Annotated in this window: 23 protein-coding genes; 8 read left to right on the forward strand and 15 right to left on the reverse strand. The window is 60.2% G+C overall.

Annotated features, from left to right (window positions below; genetic code table 11):
- Position 1 precedes the first annotated feature (1 nt).
- From atpD to J7399_RS16370, 4 genes are read right to left on the reverse strand one after another with little or no spacing between them, the layout of a single operon-like run.
- Positions 2-1,426: a F0F1 ATP synthase subunit beta gene (gene atpD, locus J7399_RS16355; protein ID WP_209064333.1), complete on the reverse strand. Its 1,425-nt coding sequence runs from the start codon at positions 1,424-1,426 to the stop codon at positions 2-4.
- Between the two features lie 16 nt (positions 1,427-1,442).
- A complete protein-coding gene (locus J7399_RS16360; RefSeq protein WP_209087614.1) occupies positions 1,443-2,315 on the reverse strand; it encodes a F0F1 ATP synthase subunit gamma in 873 nt (290 codons plus the stop codon).
- A gap of 12 nt (positions 2,316-2,327) precedes the next feature.
- On the reverse strand, positions 2,328-3,866 hold the full coding sequence (gene atpA, locus J7399_RS16365; RefSeq protein ID WP_209064330.1) for a F0F1 ATP synthase subunit alpha: 1,539 nt from the start codon (positions 3,864-3,866) through the stop codon (positions 2,328-2,330).
- Positions 3,866-4,426 carry a F0F1 ATP synthase subunit delta gene (locus J7399_RS16370; RefSeq protein ID WP_209064327.1) on the reverse strand — a complete coding sequence of 187 codons (561 nt, stop codon included), beginning with the start codon at positions 4,424-4,426 and terminating at the stop codon, positions 3,866-3,868. Before J7399_RS16370 ends, atpA begins: the two co-directional genes overlap by 1 nt.
- Before the next feature lie 439 nt (positions 4,427-4,865).
- Between J7399_RS16370 and J7399_RS16375 the strand changes: the two genes are divergently transcribed.
- Positions 4,866-6,440 carry a hypothetical protein gene (locus J7399_RS16375; protein ID WP_209087616.1) on the forward strand — a complete coding sequence of 525 codons (1,575 nt, stop codon included), beginning with the start codon at positions 4,866-4,868 and terminating at the stop codon, positions 6,438-6,440.
- Between the two features lie 264 nt (positions 6,441-6,704).
- On the opposite strand, the gene J7399_RS16380 is transcribed toward J7399_RS16375, so the two are convergent.
- Positions 6,705-7,445, reverse strand: coding sequence for a methyltransferase domain-containing protein (locus J7399_RS16380; protein ID WP_209087618.1), 741 nt, complete (start codon positions 7,443-7,445; stop codon positions 6,705-6,707).
- A 61-nt stretch (positions 7,446-7,506) separates the two neighbouring features.
- Here J7399_RS16380 and gloB point away from each other — a divergent pair, with 61 nt between their 5' ends.
- The 3 genes from gloB (at position 7,507) to J7399_RS16395 (ending at position 11,835) form a co-directional block, all read left to right on the forward strand.
- Entirely contained in the window at positions 7,507-8,274 is a 768-nt protein-coding gene (gene gloB / locus J7399_RS16385) for a hydroxyacylglutathione hydrolase (protein ID WP_209087620.1), read from the forward strand.
- Between the two features lie 268 nt (positions 8,275-8,542).
- Positions 8,543-10,873, forward strand: coding sequence for an ATP-dependent Clp protease ATP-binding subunit ClpA (gene clpA, locus J7399_RS16390; protein ID WP_209064318.1), 2,331 nt, complete (start codon positions 8,543-8,545; stop codon positions 10,871-10,873).
- Positions 10,873-11,835 carry a M23 family metallopeptidase gene (locus tag J7399_RS16395; protein ID WP_209087622.1) on the forward strand — a complete coding sequence of 321 codons (963 nt, stop codon included), beginning with the start codon at positions 10,873-10,875 and terminating at the stop codon, positions 11,833-11,835. The genes clpA and J7399_RS16395 overlap by 1 nt, the downstream gene beginning before the upstream one ends.
- 57 nt (positions 11,836-11,892) lie before the next feature.
- On the opposite strand, the gene J7399_RS16400 is transcribed toward J7399_RS16395, so the two are convergent.
- From J7399_RS16400 to J7399_RS16410, 3 genes are all read right to left on the reverse strand, one after another.
- On the reverse strand, positions 11,893-14,130 hold the full coding sequence (locus J7399_RS16400) for a peptidoglycan -binding protein (protein WP_209087624.1): 2,238 nt from the start codon (positions 14,128-14,130) through the stop codon (positions 11,893-11,895).
- A 3-nt stretch (positions 14,131-14,133) separates the two neighbouring features.
- Complete coding sequence (locus J7399_RS16405) at positions 14,134-15,372, reverse strand: biopolymer transporter ExbB (RefSeq protein WP_247738805.1); 1,239 nt, start codon at positions 15,370-15,372, stop codon at positions 14,134-14,136.
- A 104-nt stretch (positions 15,373-15,476) separates the two neighbouring features.
- Complete coding sequence (locus J7399_RS16410; RefSeq protein WP_209064312.1) at positions 15,477-16,001, reverse strand: gamma-glutamylcyclotransferase; 525 nt, start codon at positions 15,999-16,001, stop codon at positions 15,477-15,479.
- 69 nt (positions 16,002-16,070) lie between these two features.
- Between J7399_RS16410 and J7399_RS16415 the strand changes: the two genes are divergently transcribed.
- Positions 16,071-17,069, forward strand: coding sequence for a DUF2125 domain-containing protein (locus J7399_RS16415; RefSeq protein ID WP_209087626.1), 999 nt, complete (start codon positions 16,071-16,073; stop codon positions 17,067-17,069).
- Positions 17,070-17,078: 9 nt separating this feature from the next.
- Here J7399_RS16415 and J7399_RS16420 read toward each other — a convergent pair whose 3' ends face one another.
- The 6 genes from J7399_RS16420 to J7399_RS16445 all read right to left on the reverse strand — a co-directional run bounded on the left by J7399_RS16420 (position 17,079) and on the right by J7399_RS16445 (position 22,458).
- Positions 17,079-17,930: an extensin family protein gene (locus J7399_RS16420; RefSeq protein ID WP_209087628.1), complete on the reverse strand. Its 852-nt coding sequence runs from the start codon at positions 17,928-17,930 to the stop codon at positions 17,079-17,081.
- Entirely contained in the window at positions 17,927-18,862 is a 936-nt protein-coding gene (locus J7399_RS16425) for a prephenate/arogenate dehydrogenase family protein (RefSeq protein ID WP_209087630.1), read from the reverse strand. Before J7399_RS16425 ends, J7399_RS16420 begins: the two co-directional genes overlap by 4 nt.
- Entirely contained in the window at positions 18,859-19,944 is a 1,086-nt protein-coding gene (gene hisC / locus J7399_RS16430) for a histidinol-phosphate transaminase (protein ID WP_209087632.1), read from the reverse strand. The genes J7399_RS16425 and hisC overlap by 4 nt, the downstream gene beginning before the upstream one ends.
- A 268-nt stretch (positions 19,945-20,212) precedes the next feature.
- Positions 20,213-20,569: a hypothetical protein gene (locus J7399_RS16435; RefSeq protein WP_209064302.1), complete on the reverse strand. Its 357-nt coding sequence runs from the start codon at positions 20,567-20,569 to the stop codon at positions 20,213-20,215.
- A gap of 267 nt (positions 20,570-20,836) precedes the next feature.
- On the reverse strand, positions 20,837-21,457 hold the full coding sequence (rpsD, locus tag J7399_RS16440; protein ID WP_209064300.1) for a 30S ribosomal protein S4: 621 nt from the start codon (positions 21,455-21,457) through the stop codon (positions 20,837-20,839).
- 167 nt (positions 21,458-21,624) lie between these two features.
- A complete protein-coding gene (locus J7399_RS16445) occupies positions 21,625-22,458 on the reverse strand; it encodes a LysR family transcriptional regulator (protein WP_209087634.1) in 834 nt (277 codons plus the stop codon).
- 92 nt (positions 22,459-22,550) lie between these two features.
- On the opposite strand from J7399_RS16445, the gene J7399_RS16450 reads away from it, so the two are divergent.
- The gene (locus tag J7399_RS16450) at positions 22,551-23,546 is read left to right on the forward strand and encodes a zinc-binding dehydrogenase (protein WP_209087636.1); all 996 of its coding nucleotides are present in this window, start codon (positions 22,551-22,553) and stop codon (positions 23,544-23,546) included.
- A gap of 143 nt (positions 23,547-23,689) precedes the next feature.
- The gene (locus tag J7399_RS16455) at positions 23,690-24,316 is read left to right on the forward strand and encodes a hypothetical protein (RefSeq protein ID WP_209087638.1); all 627 of its coding nucleotides are present in this window, start codon (positions 23,690-23,692) and stop codon (positions 24,314-24,316) included.
- Here the strand turns inward: J7399_RS16455 and J7399_RS16460 are convergent.
- Positions 24,288-24,824, reverse strand: a complete 537-nt coding sequence (locus J7399_RS16460; protein WP_209087640.1) for a winged helix-turn-helix transcriptional regulator — start codon at positions 24,822-24,824, stop codon at positions 24,288-24,290. The two genes, J7399_RS16455 and J7399_RS16460, sit on opposite strands and share 29 nt — an antisense overlap.
- Before the next feature lie 51 nt (positions 24,825-24,875).
- On the opposite strand from J7399_RS16460, the gene J7399_RS16465 reads away from it, so the two are divergent.
- A complete protein-coding gene (locus J7399_RS16465; protein WP_209064279.1) occupies positions 24,876-25,253 on the forward strand; it encodes a VOC family protein in 378 nt (125 codons plus the stop codon).
- Positions 25,254-25,257: the final 4 nt, after the last annotated feature.

The following is a 25,257-nucleotide window of genomic DNA, read 5'->3' on the forward strand; positions in this document are numbered from 1 at the left end:
CTTAGGCCGCTTCAGCAGCCATCTTCTCGGCTTTTGCGATCACTTCCTCGATGCCGCCAACCATGTAGAAGGCACCTTCAGGCAGGTGGTCGTATTCGCCAGCCACAACAGCTTTGAACGAAGCAATGGTGTCTTCCAGAGGCACCTGAACACCGTCAGAACCGGTGAAGACCTTCGCAACGTCGAACGGCTGGGAGAGGAAACGCTGGATCTTACGCGCACGCGCAACGGTCAGCTTATCTTCTTCAGACAGTTCGTCCATGCCGAGGATCGCGATGATGTCCTGCAGCGACTTGTAGCGCTGGAGAATACCCTGAACCTCAAAGGCCACGTTGTAGTGCTCTTCACCCACAACAGATGGGTCCATCAGGCGCGAGCTGGAGTCCAGCGGGTCCACAGCTGGGTAGATACCCAGTTCGGAAATCGCACGGGACAGAACGGTTGTCGCGTCCAAGTGAGCAAAGGTTGTCGCTGGTGCCGGGTCGGTAAGGTCGTCCGCTGGAACATACACAGCCTGGATCGAGGTGATCGAGCCGGACTTTGTAGAGGTAATACGTTCCTGCATCGCACCCATGTCGGTGGCCAGTGTTGGCTGATAGCCCACAGCAGAAGGAATACGGCCCAGAAGCGCAGACACCTCGGAACCCGCTTGGGTAAAGCGGAAGATGTTGTCCACAAAGAACAGAACGTCGGTACCGGATTGGTCACGGAACTGTTCCGCCAGGGTCAGACCGGTCAGAGCAACACGGGCACGCGCACCGGGAGGCTCGTTCATCTGGCCGTAAACCAGAGCAACCTGAGAGTCTTCGAGGTTGTCAGGCTTAATCACGTTGGATTCGATCATCTCGTGATAAAGGTCGTTCCCTTCACGGGTACGCTCACCAACACCTGCGAACACCGAGTAACCGGAGTGCACTTTTGCGATGTTGTTGATCAGTTCCATGATCAGAACGGTTTTGCCCACGCCGGCGCCGCCGAACAGACCAATCTTACCACCTTTGGAGTAAGGTGCCAGAAGGTCGATCACCTTGATGCCGGTGACGAGGATTTCGGACTCGGTTGCCTGCTCAGCGAACTCAGGTGCTGGCTGGTGGATGGCGCGGGTTTCTTTGGCTTCGACCGGGCCACCTTCGTCAACCGGCTCACCGATCACGTTCAGAATACGACCGAGGGTCGCGTTGCCAACCGGGATCGAGATCGGAGCGCCAGTGTCTTCCACTGCTGCGCCGCGAACCAGACCTTCGGTTGCGTCCATTGCGATGGTACGAACGGTGTTTTCACCAAGGTGCTGGGCAACTTCCAGAACCAGTTTCTTACCGTTGTTTTCGGTGTTCAGTGCGTTCAGGATCTCCGGCAGAGTGTCGTCGAACTGCACGTCGACAACAGCGCCGATGACCTGAGTCACCTTACCTTTTGCGTTTGCCATGTTTCGTCTCCGGTTCTTAGAGCGCTTCCGCGCCCGAGATGATTTCAATAAGCTCGTTGGTGATCACAGCCTGACGTGAGCGGTTAAACTCGATGGTCAGCTTGTCGATCATGTCGCCTGCGTTGCGGGTTGCGTTGTCCATTGCAGACATCCGCGCACCCTGCTCAGAGGCACCGTTTTCCAGCAGTGCAGCAAAGATCTGTGTAGCGACGCCGCGCGGCAGCAGGTCAGCCAGAATGGCCTCTTCGCTGGGCTCGTAGTCATACAGAGTTGCTTCGCCACCTTCCTCAGCCTCAAATGCGGCCGGGATGATCTGCTGTGCGGTCGGGATCTGGCTCACGACGTTCACGAACTTCGAGTAGAAGATCGTTGCGACATCAAATTCGCCCGCGTCAAAGCGCACGAGAATGTCACGGGCAATGCCCTGAGCGTCGTCGTAACCCACGCGTTTCACCTCGGTGAGGTCAACGTGGCCTACAAAGTCATCACCCAATTCGCGTTTGATCGCGTCACGGCCCTTCTTGCCAACGGTCAGAACCTTGACGGTTTTGCCTTCAGCTTTCAGTTCCGCCGCTTTCGCACGCGCCAACTTAGCAATGTTTGCGTTGAAGCCACCGCAGAGGCCGCGCTCAGCGGTCATCACCACCAGAAGGTGGGTCTGATCGCTGCCGGTCCCTGCAAGCAGCTTAGGTGCAGAGTCAGAGCCGCCAACCGAGGCCGCGAGCCCGGCCAGAACGGCGTTGAACCGTTCTGTGTAGGGGCGCGACTGCTCAGCAGCTTCCTGCGCGCGGCGAAGCTTCGCCGCGGCAACCATCTGCATGGCTTTTGTGATCTTCCGAGTGTTTTTCACACTCTCGATCCGGTTTTTTAGGTCCTTCAGACTAGGCATTGTCCGAACCCCTTATGAAAAGTCAGCGGCGAACGCGTCCAGAACGGCTTTCACTTTGTCAGCGGCCTCGCCTTTGATCTTCGGATCTTCGTCGGTGATCCACTGAAGCAGGTCGGCGTGCTTGCTGCGCAGGAAGGTCAGCAGAGCTTCTTCAAAGCGGCCAACTTCGGATACGTCCACTTTGTCGAGGTAGCCGTTCACACCCGCGAAGATCACGCAGACGATTTCTGCGTTGGTCAGTGGGGAGTACTGAGGCTGCTTCATCAGTTCGGTCAGACGTGCACCACGGTTCAGCAGCTGCTGGGTTGCGGCGTCAAGGTCGGAACCAAACTGAGCAAACGCTGCCATCTCACGATACTGCGCGAGGGACAGTTTCACCGGACCCGCAACGGAAGACATCGCGGAAGTCTGCGCGGAGGAACCCACACGGGAAACCGACAGACCGGTGTTCACAGCAGGACGGATACCCTGGTAGAACAGCTCGGTTTCAAGGAAGATCTGACCGTCGGTGATGGAGATCACGTTGGTCGGAATAAACGCGGAAACGTCGCCACCTTGGGTTTCGATGATCGGCAGCGCGGTCAGCGAGCCTGCACCGAAGTCTTCGTTCAGCTTCGCGGAACGCTCAAGCAGACGGGAGTGGAGGTAGAAAACGTCACCAGGATAGGCTTCACGGCCGGGCGGACGACGCAGCAGCAGGGACATCTGACGATAGGCCACAGCCTGCTTGGACAGGTCATCATAGATGATCAGCGCGTGCTTGCCGTTGTCACGGAAGTACTCGGCCATCGCGGTTGCGGCGTAAGGTGCCAGGAACTGCATCGGTGCTGGGTCGGACGCAGTTGCGGCCACAACGATGGAGTATTCAATCGCGCCGGTTTCTTCCAGCTTCTTCACCAGCTGAGCAACAGTGGAGCGCTTCTGGCCAACCGCGACGTATACGCAGTACAGCTTCTTGCTCTCATCGTCGCCTGCGGCGTCGTTGTAGGATTTCTGGTTCAGGATCGCGTCCAGAGCAACGGCGGTTTTACCGGTCTGACGGTCACCAATGATCAGCTCACGCTGGCCACGGCCGATTGGGATCATCGCGTCAACGGACTTCAGGCCGGTCGCCATTGGTTCGTGAACGGATTTACGCGGGATGATGCCTGGCGCTTTAACGTCTGCAACACCACGTGTGTCAGAGTCGATCGGACCTTTGCCGTCGAGCGGGTTGCCCAGACCGTCAACAACGCGGCCCAGCAGGCCTTTGCCGGTTGGAACGTCCACGATGGAGTTGGTGCGCTTAACAGTGTCACCTTCTTTGATGTCACGGTCGGAACCGAAGATAACGACACCCACGTTGTCGTTTTCCAGGTTCAGCGCCATGCCCTGAATACCACCTGGGAATTCAACCATCTCACCGGCTTGAACGTTGTCCAGGCCGTAGACGCGCGCAATACCGTCGCCGACGGAAAGCACACGGCCGACTTCGGCCACTTCGGCCTCTTGGCCAAAGTTTTTGATCTGCTCCTTAAGGATCGCAGAGATTTCGGCTGCTTGGATACCCATTATCCGACCTCTTTCATTGCATTCTGTAGGGATGCGAGCTTGGAGCGGATCGAGGTATCGATCATCTTCGAGCCCACTTTAACGACAAGACCGCCGACGAGAGACGCGTCAACGGTCGCATTAATCTTGACATCTTTGCCCACGCGCGCGGCCAGGGTCTTGGCCAGCTTTTCGCTCTGGGTTTTGGTCAATGCCTTGGCGCTGGTGACGTCTGCAGTCACTTCGCCTTTGTGCTCTGCAAGCATCGCTTGCAGGTGCTCAATAAGCTGCGGCAGCACAAACAGGCGACGTTTCTGCGCCATCAGGCCCAGCACGTTCACCAGTACATCTTGTACACCGATTTTTTGGGCAACGGCCGTGATGGCTGCACCTTGTTCATCGCGGCTGATCAAAGGCGAATTGATCAGATCACGCAGCTCTGCGCTGTCGGCGACTGCCGCGCTCAGGCCTTCGAGGCTGCTTTCCAATTCGCTCAGCGCATTGTTCTCTTGTGCGATCTCAAAGACCGCGGCGGCATAGCGTTCTGCAATGCCGGAGGAGATCGAAGCTGGTTCGGACACGTCCACCCTTCCGCTTGCTGGCCTCACCTCTCGCATACAATTGTATGCAAAAAACGAGGGCGTTTATGGCCCCGGGACTAACGAGGCGTTAAAATCCGTCGCGGGTGTAGCAGAGGGACGCTCGCCTAGCAACAAGTTTGCACGGCAATAGGAAGGTCTGGAAAATGGCCTCCACAGCCATCGAACCATCCGCTGTCAAGGCGTTGGCGCAAGCGGCTCTAAACATATCCTATGAACCTGTTTTTTAGGCGAAACCCGTGAGTTTCCCAAATATTGACCCAAACCATTCGTGGCGTTGCGTCACATAGTGCGACAATTCGGCACGCCTAGCCTTATCCGGTTTCGGTCACCCACGGCATGTATCAACGAAATTTCAATCTACTACGCGCTCAATACTTCCTCGGCGGACGGAGTCCGATTCTAAATTTCTGAGGTAGTCATGGGACCGCTTGTAATTCTCTCTCTGCTGGGCATCGGCGCAGCAACCGCCGTTGTGGATGTGATGGGCTCCTCAAACGAGGACCAAGATGGGACCACTCCGCCGGAAAAGGGTGATCAGCCCGATGAGGACACCTCCTCCAACCTGATTGAAGAAACTCCCGACAGCTCCGGTGACACCCCCACTGAGCCTGATGCAGCCGCCCCAGCTTTAGAAGACGCGATCATGGGTACCGATGAGGGCGACAGCCTTATTGCACGCGGTAGCGACAACATTATGGCGGGCGATGGCGAGGATACATTGATCTCCTGGGGCTCAGGCGAAGTTCACGGCGAAGACGGCAACGACGCCTTCAAGATCGGCGGCTCCGTGCAGGGCTTTGGCGGGGACGGCGAAGACTATATGCACATCTCTCAGGCCGCCCGCGGCTATGGCGGCGACGGGGATGACACCTTCTTTCTGAAGGCCTCCCAGTCGGCAGAGGGCGATGCAGCCCACGCCGATGGCGGCGATGGCGACGACACCTTCCTGATGCGGCCCCTGTCCGGCTTCCCCGAGGACACGCTTGCCCATGTGCTGACCGGCGGTGCCGGTGCCGATGTCTACGCATTGGATGTGGACGCGGCCACGGCCATTCGCGATGGCGAGGATGGCAGAGACCTCATCGTGGCGCGGATCACCGATTTTGACACCGAAGAGGACATGCTTCTGGTCGACATCGGCGCCAGCGCCAATATGCCCGACCTTGCGCAGATCCCGACGCCGGAAATCACGACCACCACAGATCCGGATGGCGCCTTTACCGATGTGCACATCAGCTGGCAAAACCCGCTGAACCCCGACAATGTCGAAACCCGCACCGTGCGACTTGAAGGCGTCACCGATTTCTCTGCTGAGGATGTGGAGCTCACCAGCGTCTTTGACCCCGACAGCGGCTATTTCAAAGACGAGACCAATGGTGCCAGCGCCCATCGCATGTTTGCCCTCAATCACCTGACCGGCACCGCCTCCGATGACACGCTGACCGCCAAGGAAAACAGCCTGATCGCGCTGAAAGAAGGCAATGATACGCTGACGCTCGTGGGCGGGAGCCACCTGGCGCATGGCGGTGAAGGCGATGACACGATCACCGTGACCGAGGACAGCGACGGACCAGTGCATCTCTTTGGCGGTGAAGGCGACGATGTGATCACCGCTGATCTGGTCAAAAACAACGACACCGCGCTCTTTGGCGGGGATGGGGATGACCACATCACCTTCGGCCTTGGCCACTACGTGGATGGCAACGCGGGCGAAGACACGCTGGTGCTCAATGTGATGCCCGATGCCTTTGATCAGGGTCCCGCAGTACTGCGCACCCTCACGGGCAATCATCTGACAATCAACATCCCGCCTGAGCTTCAGGGCGAGGTCGACATCGTCAACCACACCTACGGCAACGGCTTTGAAGTGGCCTATTCCGAAATCTACGTGGGCGATGTGGCCGTGCTCAAACTGCTTGAGGAAGACTTTGAAAGCGGTGTCGGCATTGCCGATGACGATCCGCGCATCACCATCTTGCGCAACGTGGCCTAGGATCTTCTGACATTCAGCGCGCGCTCCGGCGCGAGAAGAATTTTGCTCAGCGCGAGGCATTTTGACCGCTCTGATCTGGTTGATCACGAGGGAAAAATTACGACGCGATGGGCAAAATTCGCCGCGTCTCTGTGAGATTTGGCCAAAATCCACCATCGCCGCGTTATTTTGGTTCGAAAAGGGGCCACCTTTACATCACCAAAATGCCTTGCGCTGGTGGATTTTGGTCTCAAACCGGGGGGGCGCGGTGAATGTCAACAGACCCTAGGCTGGCGCCACTTCCGGGCTGGGCGCTAGAACGCCCAGTTGCCGCGTGACCCGCGTGCGCACCCCGGGCCCGCTTGGAGCCTGCACCCGTTTGCTGGCCTCCACAATCAAGACGCCCCCTGCCATCACCGGCGACACCGTCTTGCCAAAGCTCTCCAGAAGGTTGCCGGTCTTGCGCCAGAAGCGCTTGTGGCTTGGCGGCTGATAAAGCGTGGCGCGGTGCCGCTCCGGCATAAACCCGTGCTGCTTCAGCAAGCCTTCCAGCTGCGCCGTAGAATAAGGCCGGCCAAAGCCAAAAGGCGTCTTATCGCTGCGCGACCACATGCCGGAACGGTGCGGCACAATGAACACCGCGCGACCACCCGGCCCCAGCACGCGACTGGCCTCCGCCAGCACATCTCCGGGCCGCTCGCTGGTTTCAAGCCCGTGCATGATCACCAGCTTGTCTGCATGTCCGGTCGCAATCGGCCATAGCGTCTCTTCACAGAGCGTCGCAACATTCGCCATCCCCGCAGGCCAGGGCATCACCCCCTGTGGCCCCGGCATCAGGCCGACAACGCGCCGCGCCTCCGCCAGATAGGGCCGCAACAGCGGCACCGCAAAGCCAAACCCGACGACCGTTTGTCCCTTGGCCTCGGGCCAAAGCTCCAGCAATTCGTCACGCACAGCCTTCTGGGCCGCACGCCCCAAAGTGCTGCGGTAATAGAAATTGCGTAGGTCCTGCACATCAAGATGCATTGCGCCTGGCTCTCTGATCGGCAAATCTAGTGCTAACATAACCATGCAGAGGCGGATTTCCATGCCCCATCAGATCGTGACCATTCCCTGCCTGTCAGACAACTACGCCTTTCTGGTGCATGATGAGGCCAGCGGAGCCACTGCACTGGTCGATGCACCCGAGCCCGGCCCGATTCTCGCAGCCCTTTCCGAGCGCAACTGGCAGCTCAGCTATGTGCTTTTGACCCATCACCATTGGGATCATGTCGACGGGCTCGCCGGCATTCTTGCGGAACATCCCGCCAAGGTGATTGGCGCCAGCGCCGATGCCCACCGCCTGCCCGCGCTGGATCTCGCCCTGGCGGAGGGCGACAGCTTTGATTTTGCGGGCGAAGAGGTCGCGGTGATTGATGTGTCCGGCCACACCGTGGGCCACATCGCCTTTCATTTTCCCGACACACAGGCCGTCTTCACCGGCGACAGCCTGATGGCCATGGGCTGCGGCCGTCTTTTTGAGGGTACACCGGCGCAGATGTTTAAGAGCCTCAGCAAGCTCGCCGCCCTTCCAGACACCACAACCGTCTGCTCAGGTCACGAATACACCGCCTCCAACTGCGCCTTTGCCGCCTCTTTGGGCGAGGACAATCCGGCTCTGACCGCGCGGATCCTTGAGGTGGATGCCTTGCGCGCGGAGGGGAAATTCACCGTGCCCTCCAGTCTCGGGCAGGAAAAGGCCACGAATCCCTTCCTGCGCGGAGACGATCCGGCCCTTCGGGCCGCCATCGGCATGCCGGATGCCACGGCTGAGGAGGTCTTCACCGAAATTCGCAAGCGCAAAGATCATTTTTGATCGGCCTTGCCAAATCATGCAGGGCGGCGCCGCGCAAAGGCATGGTGCCGCCTCAAATCCAGCCTTTACTGGCCGTTTTGCAGCCCATTCCTTCAGCGTTTCACGACAGAGTGACCCAACCTTAGGCTGCATCCTGCGACAATCTGTGTCAAATTTTACAGAAAGTCCTTGAAGACCGCCGACAATCGACCAAACTTTAACAGTACAGACCCTATGATGATACGCGGAGGTTCCGCCTTCATCTAACCTCGGAGGGAGCAGTCACACCGTGCCGTCATTTTCAAACACGCTCGAACAAGCCATTCATGCCGCACTTGCACAGGCCAACCAGCGCAAACATGAGTTTGCCACACTGGAGCATTTGCTCCTGTCGTTGCTGGAAGAGCCCGATGCCCTGCGCGTGATGCAGGCCTGCGGCGTGAACATCGACGAATTGCGCAGCGACCTGATCGAATTTATTGACGATGACCTGTCCAATCTGGTCACCGACATCGAAGGCAGCGAGGCGGTCCCGACCGCCGCATTCCAACGCGTTATCCAGCGCGCCGCGATCCATGTCCAAAGCTCAGGCCGCACCGAAGTCACCGGTGCCAATGTGCTGGTGGCGATCTTTGCGGAGCGTGAATCCAACGCCGCTTATTTCCTGCAGGAGCAGGACATGACCCGCTATGATGCGGTCAACTTCATCGCTCATGGCGTGGCCAAAAACCCCGCCTTTGGCGAGGCGCGTCCGGTTTCTGGCGCCGAAGATGAGAGCGAACAGCGCATCGAAGGCACGGCAGAGGGCGGCGAAGGCAAAGAAAGCGCGCTGGCCAAATACTGCGTCGACCTGAACGCCAAAGCCAACAAAGGCGACGTTGACCCGCTTATCGGTCGCGACCATGAGGTCGAGCGCTGCATTCAGGTGCTGTGCCGCCGCCGCAAGAACAACCCGCTTCTGGTGGGCGACCCGGGCGTCGGTAAAACCGCCATCGCCGAAGGTCTCGCGCGCAAAATCGTGCAGGGCGAAATCCCCGAGGTTCTCTCCCAGACCACGATCTACTCCCTTGATATGGGCGCCCTTCTCGCCGGCACCCGCTACCGCGGTGACTTTGAGGAACGCCTCAAAGCTGTGGTGACCGAGCTTGAGGATCACCCGGACGCCGTCCTGTTCATCGATGAAATCCACACCGTGATCGGTGCTGGTGCCACCTCCGGCGGCGCAATGGATGCCTCCAACCTGCTGAAGCCTGCGCTTCAGGGTGGCAAACTGCGCACCATGGGCTCCACCACCTATAAAGAGTTCCGCCAGCACTTTGAGAAAGACCGCGCCCTGTCCCGTCGTTTCCAGAAAATCGACGTGAACGAGCCAACCGTGCCCGACAGCATCAAGATCCTCAAAGGCCTCAAGGAGTACTTTGAAGAGCATCACGGCGTGAAATACACCGCCGATGCGATCAAGACCGCTGTGGAACTGTCTGCGCGCTACATCAATGACCGCAAACTGCCGGACAAAGCCATCGACGTGATCGACGAGGCCGGTGCCGCACAGCACCTGCTGGCGGCTTCCAAACGCCGCAAGACCATCGGCGTGAAAGAGATCGAAGGCGTGGTCGCCAAAATCGCGCGCATCCCGCCGAAAAACGTCTCCAAAGACGACGCCGAAGTGCTCAAGGATCTGGAGAAATCCCTCAAGCGCGTGGTGTTTGGTCAGGACAAAGCCATCGAGGCGCTCAGCTCCGCCATCAAACTGGCCCGCGCCGGTCTGCGCGAGCCTGAAAAGCCCATCGGCAACTACCTCTTCGCCGGTCCAACCGGTGTCGGTAAAACCGAGGTCGCCAAACAGCTGGCAGACACGCTGGGTGTGGAACTTCTGCGCTTTGACATGTCTGAGTACATGGAGAAACACGCGGTCTCCCGCCTGATCGGCGCGCCTCCGGGCTATGTCGGCTTTGATCAGGGCGGTCTTCTGACCGACGGTGTGGATCAGCACCCGCATTGCGTGCTGCTGCTTGATGAGATCGAAAAGGCCCACCCCGATGTCTACAACATCCTCTTGCAGGTGATGGACAACGGCGAGCTGACCGATCACAACGGCCGCACCGTGAGCTTCCGCAACGTGGTTCTGATCATGACCTCCAACGCGGGTGCCACCGAACAGGCAAAGGCCGCCATCGGCTTTGGCCGCGACCGTCGCGAGGGCGAAGACACCGCCGCAATCGAGCGCACGTTCACGCCGGAATTCCGCAACCGTCTGGACGCGGTGATCTCCTTCCAGCCTCTGCCGAAAGAGACCATCCTGCAGGTTGTCGAGAAATTCGTGCTGCAGCTTGAGGCCCAGCTGATGGACCGCAACGTGACCATCGAGCTCACACCAAAGGCCGCGCAGTGGCTGGCGGACAAGGGCTATGACGACAAGATGGGCGCCCGCCCGCTTGGCCGCGTGATCCAGGAGCACATCAAAAAGCCGCTCGCCGAAGAGCTGCTCTTTGGCAAGCTTGCGAAAGGCGGCGTGGTCAAGGTCAAGGTCAGAGATGGCGAGCTGGTGCTCGATCTGTCCGGCCCGGACAAGCCGCGCATCACTGGCGACAAACAGCCGCCGCTGCTGACGGCGGACTGATGCGCCTCACAGGCATCGCACTTCTTGGCGCGCTCGCAGCTTTCCCCGCTGCGGGCGCGCCATTGTTTTCGCTGCCTGTCGACTGTGAGCTGGGCGAAACCTGCTTCATTCAGAACTATGTCGATCAGGACAGCTCGGATGGCACGCAGGATCACACCTGCGGCGGGCTGTCTTATGACGGGCACAAAGGCACGGATTTTGCCCTCCCCACCGCCAAGGCCATGACTGAAGGAGTCAATGTGCTTGCTGCTGCGGGCGGGGTGGTTCTGGGCGTGCGCGACGGCATGCGCGATCAGATCATCCGCACCGAAGACATTCCCAAACTCAACGGGCGTGACTGCGGCAACGGCGTCGCGATTGACCACGGCGACGGCTGGGTCACCCAATATTGCCATATGAAGCGCAACACCGTCAGCGTCGCCACCGGAGATCAGGTCAAACGCGGCCAGCCCCTGGGCGAGATCGGCCTCTCCGGACGCACACAGTTTCCGCATCTGCACATCTCCGTGCGCCACAATGATCAGGTGGTTGATCCTTTCTCCGCCGACACCCTCGGCACCTGCGGCGGCGCGCACAGCTCCCTCTGGGCAGAGCCTATTTCCTACGTGGCGGGAGGTTTGATCCGCATCGGATTTGAGGTCGGCATTCCGGAATATGACCGGGTCAAAGACGGCATGGCCGGGCGCGACCGCATCCCTGCGCAGGCCAAGGCGCTTGTGCTGTTTGGGCATGCTTTTGGCAGCCGTCCGGGCGATCAGATGACCTTTACGATCTATGGCCCGCAAGGCGCTGTCTACAACCAGACCATGCTGCTGGACCGCGCACAGGCGCAGTATTTCCGCGCTGGCGGGCGCCGCACACCGCAGGGCGGCTGGCCCAAAGGCACCTACACAGGTGAGGTTCTTCTCAAGCGGGACGGCGCCATTCTTGATCAGTCCACGGCGATCCTGACGATAGAATGAGATCGCTGCCCCGCATGTAGGGAGCAGCAAATGATCAAACAGTACCTTTGAAACCGCTTATTTCTCGGTGAATTTCAACTCGATCCGCCGATTGCGCGCCCGCGCCTCCTCGGAGTCTGCCGGATCCACCGGCTGATACTGGCCAAAGCCATTGGCAGACAGGCGCGTGGGCGGCAGGCCCAGCACATCAATCAGATAACGCACCACAGACAGCGCCCGTGCTTGGCTCAGCTCCCAGTTATCGGCAAAGACGCCACCTGAAATCGGCACATCATCGGTGTGGCCATCCACCCGCAGGATCCAGTTGATCTCGGCCGGAATGTCATCCACCACGCCCAGCAGAATGCCCGCCACCTTGGCGACTTCACTCTGTCCTTCCGGTGACAACTGCGCACCACCCGGCGGGAACAGCACTTCAGAGGAGAACACAAAGCGGTCGCCGACAATCTGCACCCCTTCCTGCGCGCCAAGCACATTGCGCAAGCGCCCAAAGAACTCAGAGCGATATTGCGCCAGATCCCGCGTCTCCGCCGCCAGCGCAGCGGCCTCGGCCTCAAGCGCCAGCTTCTCTTCTTCCAGCCGTTTGCGCTCTGCTTCTTCCAGCTGCCGCCGTCTGCGCTCCTCTGCGGCGGCCCGCGCAAGTGCCGCGTTGAGATCAGAGCCAAGCGCCTCAAGCTGGACCTGCGCCGCCGCATCCCGTTCCGCATATTCATCCAGAATGCCCTGCAGCGATCCCAACTGTGCACGCAGCGCGGCAATCTGCTGATTGAGCACTGCGATCTGGCGCTGGCTCTCCGCCGATCTGGCCTCTTCTTCTGACAGTGCTTTGTTGGCCTCTGACAGCAAAACATCCCGGCGCTCCGCCTCGCTCAGCGCATCGGCCTGCGCCGCTTCCGCCGCCCGCTGGGCTGCCAGTGCCGCCGCAAGGGCCTGTTGCACATCGTCACCGTCGCGCAGCTGCTGCTCTGCGGAAAGCTTCGCCGCCAGAGCCGCCGCAAGCCGCTCACGCAGATCATTGCCGCTGTCCTGCGCCTGCACCTGCGCGGCCACCGCCGCTGCCAGTTGATCTTCCAACGTGGCAACCCGCGTGGTCAGCCCGTCCACCTGCGCAGAAGAGGCAGCGCCTTCGGTCTCCGCAGCCAGTTTTGCGGCCAGCGCTTCGGCCAATTGGGCCTCAAGCGTCGCCAGATCGTCAGAGCGTTCAGAAACCTGTGCTTCCGCCGTGGCGCGCGCGGCCACTTCCTGCACCAGCTGAGCCTGCAAATCACTCACGGTGCGGCGGTTCTCTTCAAGCCCCAGCAATGTTGCCGCCAACTCTGCCTTTACCGAGGCCAATTGACCATCGCGTGTGTCCAGCTCCGTCTGAAGCGTTGCCAGCTGCAGCGCCGCCTCCGCCAGATCAGAGCCCACGTCCTGCCCTTCGACCAGCGCCGCCGCCAGTTTCAGGTCCAGATCATCCCGCGCAGCTTCCGCCGCTGCCAAAAGCGTCAGCGTGTCCTCAGCCTCTTTGCGCTGTTCTTCCAGCGCCAGCGTCATGGCGGTCAGCTCCGCATCGGCGTTTTCCAACCGCTTGCGCAGCTCTTCCGCCGCCGCTGCCTCAAGCAAGCGCTGCTGTTCCTGCTCGGTGAGCGCGCGGTCCAACTGATCCGCCTCCGCGCCCAGCTCATCAATCTGCAGCTGCCCTTCGGCCACATCTTCGCGCAGGCTCGCAATCAGCGCTTCCATTGCCTCCGCTTCTGCGGCCACCAGACGGGCAGCCTCTGCACCGGCATCAATTTCATCCCGCGCCGCCGCCAGCGCCAGATTGAGCGCCGCGCGCTCATCAATCAGCGCATCGCGTGCCACTTCCAGCGCGGCCACATTGGCCTGTGCGTCATCGCGTTGCGCCAGCAGTGTCGCCACCTGCGCCTCAAAGCTTGTGATCTGCGCCCGCGCACGTTCCAGCGCTGCGCCTTGGGCATCCCGCGTTGCCGTCAAAGCCGCGATCAGCGCTTCCTGCTCGCGCAGCTGGCTGTCGCGATCCGTCAACGTCGCCGTCAAACCGCTCAGCTCGCCTTCCAGATCGCGCGTCCGCGTCCGCTCCAGCCCCAGCGCATCAGCCAGCGCCGCAACTTCGCCCTGTAGCGCATCAAGCTCGCTTTCCTGTCCGGTGATGGTCTCGCTCAGCACAAACTGCACGATCATGAAAATCGTCAGCACAAACATCAGCACCAGCAAAAGCCCGGTCATCGCATCCACGAAACCGGGCCAGATCGAGCCTTGAAACCGTTGTCCTGTGCGCCGCGAGAGGGCCATGGATTAGCCCTCCTGCCCACCTTTTGAGATTGGCGAGCGCTTGAGCTGCACCTTGGTGTTGGGCGCGGCGTTTTCCGCTTCCTGCGCCTTGGCCAGCCGCCGCAGCACACGGGAAATCCCGCTCAGCTCGGTGCGCAGCTCCGCCATGCTTTCCTGACGCCCGGCGGAGATCTCTTCCAGAATGCGCAGCATCTGCACATCGATCGAGCGCAGCCGCATCCGGCTTTCCGCATCAATGCCACCGTCCCCGACAGTCCCCTCGCCCATCTTGGCCAGCAGCGCTTCCTGCCCTTCCGCCAGCCGCAACAATGCCTGGGTCACAGGCGTCTGCGTGTCCACGCGGTCCGCCATCCGGTTCACCGCCTCGATCAGCTCACCCATCTGGCCGCTGTTCTGCCCGCGCATCTGAGCGGTTTCGATCATGGTTTCGCGCAGCTGATCAAGCTGGCCCGACATATGCTCAAACGCCGCCCCCAGCACCTGAATATCGCCGCCCTCGCCATCGCTGGTGGCAAAACCCACCCGCGTGATCGAGCTCAGCCATTCTTCGAGTTCGCGATAAAACCGGTTCTGTCCATGGCCGGCAAACAGCTCCAGCAGGCCCACAATCAGCGAGCCCGCAAGCCCCAGCAACGAGGAAGCAAAGGCCACGCCCATGCCACCAAGCTGGCTTTCGAGCCCCGTCATCAGACGCGAGAACACCTCAACACCGCCTTCGCCACCGCCCACATCAAGGCTGCGGATCGTGTCCACCACCGCAGGCACGGTGGTCGCAAGGCCGTAGAAGGTGCCCAAAAGGCCCAGGAAAATCAGCATATTGACGAGGTATCGGGTGATTTCCCGCCCCTCATCCACACGGGTGGCCACCGAATCCAGAATGGAGCGCGCCGAGGAAGAGGCGATCTGCCCATGCGCCCCGCGTTCCCTCAGCAGGCTCGCCAGCGGTGCCAGCAATGTCGGCGGGTTGTGCGCGTCATAGCCGTCGCGCAGCCCCGCAAACCCCTCGATCCAGCGCACCGAGGAAATCAGCGACAGCACCTGACCAAAGGTCGCGGCCACGCCGATCAAAAAGACAAAGATGATAAAGCCATTCAGATAGGGGTTTGCCTGAAACACAGGCAAGACACGCGGCAGGGCAAAATAGCCCAAAGCCCCGGTCATTCCCAAAACGCTCACCATCAGGAAAATCTGGCGCGTTGGCTTAGAGAAATGCGGCTCGACTTTGCGGTCCGGCTGATCCATGAGGACGGATCCTGACACTTGTTTATTCTGCGTTATTCAGCGCTCACCCTACTGGCATGTCCTTCATGTGCCAAGGTATTTCCAGCCCCCGCCCCGCGCTGGTGTCAGGCTGTGGTCATTCTGCTTACTTCGCGGGACAACCAGGCCAAATCCGCATCCTCAATGCCCAGCTCAAACAGGTGATTGGCGGTGTTGTGCAGATATTCAGTGTTCGGCCCACGCCCACCCACAGCCGTGGAAATGATCGCGGCCTGCTCCGCCAGTGGCAGGTGGCAATACTGCACATGTTCGGGATCGATCACATAGGTCACCGCCTCCACCACACGCCCATCGGTCAGCGTCAACGGCAGGTTGCGCTCCAGATAGGCCGAGCTGATCAGCTCCCGCTCGCGCAGATACTCAAGCGTGCGCGCCTCATGACCCTCTGCCACCTTCAGCGCCAGCCCCTGACAATGCGCGCCCACTTCGGCGTCCAATGCCAGCACCAAACCGGGGTGCTCAACCGTGCCGCGATGATGGATGGAGCGCATGCAGAAACTGCGGTGCCAGCCATCAAGCCGCGCCACCGCCTGTTCGGCGACCTCAAAACCGGGGTTCCACAAAAGGGACCCATATCCAAATACCCACATATGCTGCCTCTGGTCCTACTGGCTTTGCGCCGTTAAACACCAAACTGGATCGGGGAGAAAGGGCCAGCCATGATGAAACGTCTCACAGTTCTGATCGCTCTGGCGGCCATGGCATGGTCCGGTTTCTGGCTCGCGGGATACTGGGGCCTCTCCAAAGGCATCCCCGCCTGGTTTGAGGCACGCCAGAATGATGGCTGGGTTGCCGAATATAACGATCTCTCCCTGCGCGGCTTCCCCAGCCGCCTGGACAGCACGCTCACAAACGTGACCCTCGCGGATCCGGACACAAGCGTTGCCTGGGATGCGCCCTTCTTTCAGATTTTTGCGCTCACCTACCGCCCGCACCACGTAATTGCCGTCTGGCCAAACACCCAGACCGTTTCGACCCCAACCGAAAAGCTGACGATAAACACCGCAGACATGCGCGCCTCCCTGATTTTGGAGCCGGGCACCGATCTGACACTGGCGCGCAGCAATCTCGCGATCGACGGGCTGGCCATCAGCTCCTCACAGGCCTGGGAGCTTCTGGCCAACGCGGTGAACATTGCCATGCACCGGCAGGAGGACAATCCCACGCGCTACCGTCTCGCGTTTCAGGCCGATGAGTTTGCCCCGACCGCCATGCTCAACCTGCCTGCAGATCTCGACCTACCGCGCAGCTTCTCCAGCTTTCAGGCCGACCTGACCGCCGAATTCAGCCGCCCGTGGGATCGCTCCGCCATTGAACAGGACCGGCCACAGCCCGTCGCGCTGGATCTCACTCTGGCCGAGGTCATCTGGGGCGATCTGGAGCTTAATGCCGCCGGCGCCGTGACCATCGACCGCTTTGGTGTGCCGACCGGAGAAATCACCATCCGTGCGGTCAACTGGCGCGACATTCTGCAGGTTGCCCGCCAGTCTGAACAGGTGCCCGCCTCTGTGGTGGACACAGTCGAGCAGGCGCTTGGTTTTATCGCCGGGCTTTCGGGCAACACCGCCACACTCGACATTCCGCTGACCTTCAAACGCGGCGCAACCCATCTCGGCCCGCTGCCCATTGGCCCCGCGCCAAAAATTGTGCTGCGGTAAACGCGCCGCTTAACGGCAGTAAGGTCCGCCACGGTGGCGCGCCGTGTCAAAGTGGAAGTGATCGCGGTGGAAACGGTCCGAATTCGGCCCCAGCACCGTGCCAAACGGCCCACAGGCGCTTTTGTGCATTTTCTTGAGCATCCGGCCACGTTTGCCTTTGCCCCAGTCCCGCAGCACAGAGATTGTGTCGCCGTTTTCCAGTACCAGCGCTGAAATATCGATCGCCTTGCCTTTGCCGTGCTCGCTGATCTTGGCGCCTTTTTTGTGGTTGCGTGTCCGGCAGGAATAGCCCGCCGCGACCTTCAGCGTGTCGATGCCACCACCATAGTTGCGCACGGCTCTCTTAGCGCCTTTGTTGACCCATTTTTTCAGGGCTTTGGCGGTGTCACAGGTCATAACTGCCGGTGTGCTCAGCGCAACGCCGTCCACTTCATAAAGCTTGACCGCCCCGCGCCGAATGCCACAGCCGGGCAATTTCGCGGGCACAGGAGGCACCTCTTTGCCGATCAAATCGCGGTCCCGACAGATCTTGCCGATCCCGGCCGCCTTGCGCGCCTTCTTCTCTTCCCGAGTCACCCGCGCGGGTATGGGTTGCGCCACCGGCTCCAGTGCAGCCAATGAGCTTTGCACAGAGGCTGACACGGGCACGACATTGGCCACGGCACCGCCCGAGCCGGGTCGGATCACCGGGCGCAAAGACCGGTCCGGCGCAAAGCTTGGCAGCGCCACCGGAAACACCATCAGCCGCGTCACAGGGCGCAGGCTGCGCTCGGGCGCATTGGCCTGCGCAATGGGTGTGGCCGCTGTCAAAACTGCGCCCAAGCTCAGGACACCCAGCAGATATCCTGAAACGCGCCTCATGCGCTTGGCGCACCCCGGCCAAAGTTCGGCTCTGCGGTGTCCTGTCCGGCTTCAATAATGCCGCGCCGAATGGCGCGTGTGCGGGTGAAGTAATCGTGCAGATGATCGCCGTCACCGGTGCGGATCGCCCGTTGCAGCGCAAACAGCTCTTCGGTGAAGCGTCCCAAAATCTCCAGCGTCGCGTCTTTGTTCGTCAGGAACACATCGCGCCACATGGTCGGATCAGAGGCCGCAATCCGCGTGAAATCCCGGAAACCAGCGGCGGAGTATTTGATCACTTCGCTGTCTGTAACACGGCGCAGATCATCGGCGACACCCACCATGGTGTAGGCAATCAGGTGCGGCGCGTGGCTGGTGACGGCCAGCACCAGATCATGGTGATCGGCGTCCATCTCATCCACATTGGCGCCCATGCCTTCCCACAGCGCGCGCAGCTTGGCGACCGCCTCAGGCGCGCTGCCCTCCACCGGCACCAGCAGAGACCAGCGGTTGTCAAATAGCTCGGCAAAGCCGCTCTCAGGGCCGGAATGCTCGGTGCCCGCCAATGGGTGGGCAGGCACAAAATGCACGCCGTCCGGCAAATGCGGGGCCACCGCGTCAATCACGTGGCGTTTCACAGAGCCCACATCCGTCACGGTTGCGCCCTGCGCCAATGCCGGTGCAATCTCGGCGGCCACAGCGCCCATCGCCCCTACAGGCACACAGAGCACCACAAGGTCTGCACCCTCTACCGCCTCTTTAGCGCTGCCACACACACGGTCACACAGGCCGATCCGCCGCGCGGTCTCGCGGGTTTCCTCAGAACGGGCAAAGCCTGTGACCTCGCCCGCAAGCCCTGCGCGTTTGATCGCCCAGAACATCGAGGAGGCAATCAGCCCAAGGCCAATCAGAGCCACACGGTTATAAACCGGCGCGGACACCACGTCGCTCATCGTGCACCGGCCTTGAACTGACCAATGGCATGGGCCACACGACGGCAGCTTGGCTCATCCCCCACGGTGATCCGCAGGCAGTTGGGCAGCCCATAGCCCGCCACCTGACGCACAATCAGCCCCTGGGAGGCGAGGTAAGCGTTGCAGCCTTCCGCCTCTTCCTGATCGGCAAACCGCGCCAGAATGAAGTTGGTGCATGAGGTGTCAGACGGCACACCGATCTCCATCAGCGCCTCTGCCAGCCACGCCCGCAGGCGCGTGTTTTCCGCCCGGCATTTCGCCACCCATTCCTGATCACGCACCGCCGCTTCAGCCAGCTTCATCTGGATGTTTGACAGGTTGAACGGCTGACGCACCCGGTTGAGCACATCAATGATCTCTTTGGAGGCATAGCCCCAGCCCACGCGCAATCCGCCCAGACCGTAAATCTTGGAGAAGGTGCGGGTCATCACCACGTTGCTGCGCGCTTCCACAAGCCCGGCCCCACCGTCAAAGCCCTGCACATATTCGGTGTAGGCACCGTCATGCACCAGAATACAGCCCTTGGGCAGGCCATCCGCCAGCCGCGCCATATCATTGCCACCAATCATCGTGCCGGTCGGGTTGGCCGGATTGGCGATGAAGACAATCTTGGTGCGCTTGGTACAGGCCGCCAGAATGGCGTCCACATCCACAACCCGTTCACGCTCTGCCACCGGCACAGGCTTTGCGCCCACCATCTTGGCAAGGATCGGATACATGGAAAAGCCGTGCTCCGGATAGACCACCTCATCCCCCACTCCGGCATAGGCCTGTGCGATGAACTGCAGCACCTCGTCGCTGCCCACACCACAGATGATGCGGTTCACATCCAGCCCATGCACCTCGGCAATGGCCTGGCGCAGCTCCGCATGATCGGTCGAAGGATAGCGATGCAGATTGAACCCGGTCTTGGCATGAAACTCGGTGACCGCGTCACTGCATCCCAATGGGTTCTCATTGGAGGACAGTTTCACAACGTCTTTCACGCCCTCAACTGTGGCCTTCCCGCCAACATACAACTCGATGTCCAACACACCCGGCTGCGGCTGAATTTCTGACATGCGTTTCACTCCTTCGCTGGCTTGCTGTTTAGCCCCGCCCTGCCCGCTTGGAAAGACATCACAACCGCAAGGGGCGCTTTTGCCTCAACGGAACGCCCGCCTGTTGCCCAGCCACCCCAATCGCCTTGCCAAAGCGCGCACCCAAAGACCAAGCCAAATGCCCAAAAAAGAAAAGCGGCACCCAAGGATGCCGCCTCATCACACGCGCCCGAAACGAAGCGCCTGCCTCTTCTGTCTGTATCAGTTGCCGCGCGCGGCCAACCCGCGATCAGGTGTAGTAATCCACCACTGATTTGCTGGTATCAATCCCCGCCGCATCCAGCTTGTCTTTCAGGATGGTGGCAAAGTTGCCGTTCTGCGCGTTCTGATAGCTCGACACCGCCGAACGGATCGCACTCATCACGGCACCGTCCACGGCTCGGTTGCGCTGCGTCTCATGCGCCGGCCGCTGCGTTTGCGCCGCCTGCTGCACAGGTTGAACCACTTCTGTCTTAGGGCTTTCCACTGGCACCTGCGGTGCCTGCCCACTGTATTTGGCCAGTGCCGCGTGCAGCATTGCATTCTGCGTCGCGCTCAATCCATGCCAACCTGTGGTCTCGCCCAATATTCCGACCGCTTCGACCATGCCTTTACTCCTTTGCACCAATGTCGATCCGGCGCAGCCCCCGATGCTGCCTCGTTAATATTGTTGATACGCTTGCACTTTTTTAAGATTCTGGCAACCGAACCGCTAAAATTGTAAATAGAAATCAGGACGTTAAACAGGTTTATCGCTGGACAAATCACCGATTTTAGACCCATCGCCCAAGCGCAACCCAAGCCTGCACTGCAAGCATAGAAAAACCCGCCACAAGGGCGGGTTCTCCAGAATTTCCAAATGTCGCGGCGAAGATTAGTTCTTCGCGTAGAATTCCACGACCAGGTTTGGCTCCATGATGACCGGGTAAGGCACGTCGGACAGGCCAGGTGCGCGCACGAAAGTTGCGGTCATTTTGGAGTGATCTGCTTCGATGTAGTCAGGCACATCGCGCTCTGCCAGCTGAACAGCTTCCAGCAGCACTGCGAGTTGCTTGGACTTCTCGCGCACTTCGATCACGTCGCCTTCTTTCACGCGGTAAGACGCGATGTTCACGCGCTTGCCGTTCACCAGCACGTGGCCGTGGTTCACGAACTGACGCGCAGCAAAGACGGTTGGAACGAATTTCGCGCGGTATACAACGGCGTCCAGACGGCGCTCGAGCAGACCGATCAGGTTTTCACCGGTGTCGCCTTTTACACGTTCCGCTTCTGCGTAGATGCGACGGAACTGCTTCTCGGTCAGGTCGCCGTAGTAGCCTTTCAGCTTCTGCTTTGCGCGCAGCTGGGTGCCGAAGTCGGACAGTTTGCCTTTGCGGCGCTGACCGTGCTGGCCCGGGCCATAGTCACGACGGTTGACTGGGGATTTAGGACGACCCCAGATGTTTTCGCCCATCCGGCGGTCAATTTTGTACTTGGCAGCAGTTCTTTTTGTCATCTGCTGATCTCCTTCGTTCAGGTTTTCGAAGGGCGTTGTCCTCTCGCCGGATTTTGCCGACGTGACAGGGTTCCTCTTGCGAGGGCCACCAACACCAATGAATGCGCGCTTATACGGGGGATTCTTGGGGAGTCAAGCGGGGAGTGCCCTATCAGTGGCAGCGCCGCTTAAGCTGCCATAAAGTCGATAAGCCTGCGCATGCGATCTGGCAAGAGCCGACGGCTAGGATAGACCGCATACATGTCACGTGACACCGGCGGCACATCCGAAACCTCCAGCGGAACCAGACCGTCCCTCACCAGATCTTCAGGCAGCAGCGCCACGCCAAAGTCCATCCGTGCCGCGTCAGCCACCAGATTGAGATCATCGAGCACATGCGCGACCTTGGAAGGCTGCAGCCGCTCGCCATTGCTCAGAATCCAGGCCTGCTGCGTGCACACCGCTGGCAGTCCCAGCAGCACCTCGCGTGACACCACACCCGACACTCCATGCGCCTTGCAAAATCCAGCGGCCGCGCAGAACCGATAAGGCACAGACCAGAGCCGCCGGGCAATCAGATTGGAGTCCTCCAGCGGCCCCAGCCGAAAGGCGAGATCAATATTGTCGCGGAAGAAATCGAGATTGGCGTTCGCAGCAATCAGATCAAACCGGACCGTGGGATTATCTGCGGCAAAGGCCAGGAGCCGCGGACCTATGGAGACTCGCGCCGCCAAAGGCGATGCCGTCACGCGAATGGTCTGCTGTGCCGGTAGCTCCAGAATTCCAGCCACATTCTGAAGTGCCTCAACCGCGCCTTGGCTCTGATCAAACAGCCGACGCCCCTCCTCCGTGAGCCGCACATGTCTTGTGGTACGCTCAAAAAGCCGCACCCCCAGCTGGGTCTCCAACCCTGCAATCCGGCGGCTCACCCGACTGAGAGGTATGCCAAGACTTTCTGCCGCCTCAGAAAAACTGAGATGGCGCGCGACTGAGACAAATAAGGCAAGGTCGTTGTAGATCATTATCTCGTTTTTGAGATTATAACTCTTATTTTCAACTATTATCTTCTCGGATGTGGCCGCCTAACTTCTCCCTCAGACACAGGAGAAAGCACATGCCTTATGCTATCGAGATCCCCCACACCGGAGCCGCCGACGTCCTCACAAAGGTAACCCACGCGCCGCAGCCCCCAAAACCAAACGAAGTGCTGATCCGCAACCACGCCGCCGCTGTGAATTTCATCGACACCATTATCCGGCGCGGTGAGATGCCTGAGGGCATGATGCCCGACCTGCCCCATGTCCCGGGCGTGGAAGGCGCGGGCGTGGTAGAAGCCGTTGGCGAGGATGTCACCCAATTCGCCGAGGGCGACCGCGTTGCCTGGATGGGGCCGATTGGCGCCGGCGGCTATGGCACCCACTCTATTGTGGCAGCGCCCTACGTGACCAAAATTGCAGACAGCATCCCGTTCACCAAGGTCGCTGCGCTGCCGGTGAACGCCATGACCGCATACCACATGCTGGTCAACTTGGGCGGTGCGGCGGCAGGAAAATCGGTTCTCGTACATGCTGCCGCTGGCGGTGTTGGCACCATGACCCAGCACATCGCCAAGCACCTCGGCATGACAGTCATCGCCTCGGTCAGCACTGACAAGATGGACTATGCGCGCGCTCAGGGTGCCGACCATGTGATCGACTACCGCACGGGAAACGTCTCTGAACGGGTCAAAGAAATCACCGGCGGTCGCGGCGTCGACCTCAGCCTGAACCCGATCTCTGGCGCCACACTTGCCACGGATCTGGATGTCCTCGCCCCCTTGGGCACTGTGGTTCTGTTTGGCTTCCTCGCAGGCCCGCCCAGAGGGACATTTGCCGAAGATCTCGCCAAACACTTCCAAAAGTCCGCCGCCGTGCGTGTCAGCGACATCTACACCTATTTCCTCAACGCGCCCGAAGCATTCCAGGCCGACCTAACCCGCGTCTTTGCGCTTCTGGAGAATGACATCCTGCGCCCGCAAATCTCCACCTTGCCAATCTCCGAAGCATCAGAGGCGCACCGACAATTGGAAAGCGGCGCCACCACTGGAAAACTGGTGCTCACAATCGACTGACATCAAGCCGCCCCGCCGAAATGGCGGGGCCACTCCTCCCTCGCAACAGATCGCTCCCAGCCCCCAAATTCGCCGCAATTGCTCCCTATTCCCGCCGCAGCACCCCTTCAGAAAAAGACCGCATAGATTGAGTGGTACACGTTATGAAGCGCCTTATTGCTGCAGCCCTCATTGGCTACGTCACCTTCCTGCTAGCCCTCGCAGTGTTTCGTCCTGCCAACCCAAGCTACGCGGAGCTTGCGCAGGAATTTTGCCCCGTTGAATGGGCCGCGCTGGAGGCCTTTGATCCGCCGCTCTACCTCCAACACTATCACGATCAGGAAGCCGCACGCGAACGGGGCACGTCGCTTGCGGTCAACGCCGTGCTGCACCGCCCCTTCGTTCTTGCGCTGGCCAATGCTGATTTCGTGTCCCATTTCGTGAGCTTTGACAGGGCCGAAAACCACAGCCCCTACACCATCGCGCACACGCAGGGGCGTCTGGACTTTGTGAAATGCCTCAACCTCTCAGAAGAGGGCCGCGCCGTGACGCATCAGATGTACGAAGAGGTGTATCCGGAGGAAGAATACAGCCGCCATGACGGCATCCAGCACATCTTTGAGATGACTGACAATCTGTTCTGCATGGGTTTTGATCAGGCCTTTGAGGCGTTCAAAAAACTCGACCCCGACAGCCCCTATTATTACCACGCCCACTTCAACGTCACGAAGCAAAAGATGAAGGTCTGCCCCGCGCCCGAAGTCACGCCGCCATCGCCACAATCCGGCTGATCTCACCACCGGCGTTCACCGCCTGATAGACCGGAAACGGCACCCGCTGGGAGAGATCAATCTCCCGCGCCACCCAGTTCTGCGCCTCCAGCCGCTGCAACGACGCGGAAAGCGCCCGATCCGTGATCGCGCCCAGCCCGGCCCGAAGCCCCGAAAACCGCTGAGGCTGCTGCGCCAAGGCAAGTACCGGCACTGTCCAGCTTTTGCGCAGCACCCCCAGCTGCGCACCATCAGGCACCGCCTGCAGCACACGATGCGCCAGCGCCGCCGCCGCCGCACCCTCCTGCGTGAGCCGAAACTCAGGCCGGATCGGATGTCCATGCCCCGGATTGCGCTCCACCAGTCCCAAACCCATCAGATGCTGCAGACTTGCGGCAAATGCCGTGCGCCCCGCCCCGGTGGCGGCCAGCAAAGCGGCCTGTCGCCCCGGCACCCCCGCATGCATATGCGCCAGAATGTCCAACGCCCAGGCGCGAGAGGTCAGCTTGACAAGAGAATGGATGTCCATAAAGTATAGTTACTTTATTTTTTATTTCACACAAGACATAAGGACCCGCCCATGGCTCTTGCCCCCGTCGACAACCGCATCACCCTGGCCCTATCGGTCAAAGATCGTCACGCCAGCGCCGCGTGGTATCAGGAAAAGCTTGGATTTGAGCTGCGCTATCACATTGATGAGGCTGGCTGGAGCGAAATGGCCACCAACACCGAAGGCGTCACACTGGGTTTTGGCGAGCAGGCAGAGCCCAATCCGGGCAACTGTGTGCCGGTCTTTGGCGTTGCCGACATCGACGCGGCCCGCAGTGCCCTGGAAGGGGCCAATGTGCGGTTTGACGGACCCACGCAAGAAGTCCCGGGCATGGTCAAACTCGCCACATTCTATGATCCGGACGAAAACGCCCTGATGCTCGCACAAGACCTCAGCCAGACCGGCTGAGACA

The organism is Shimia sp. R9_1, from assembly GCF_017743775.1.
GTDB lineage: Bacteria > Pseudomonadota > Alphaproteobacteria > Rhodobacterales > Rhodobacteraceae > Shimia.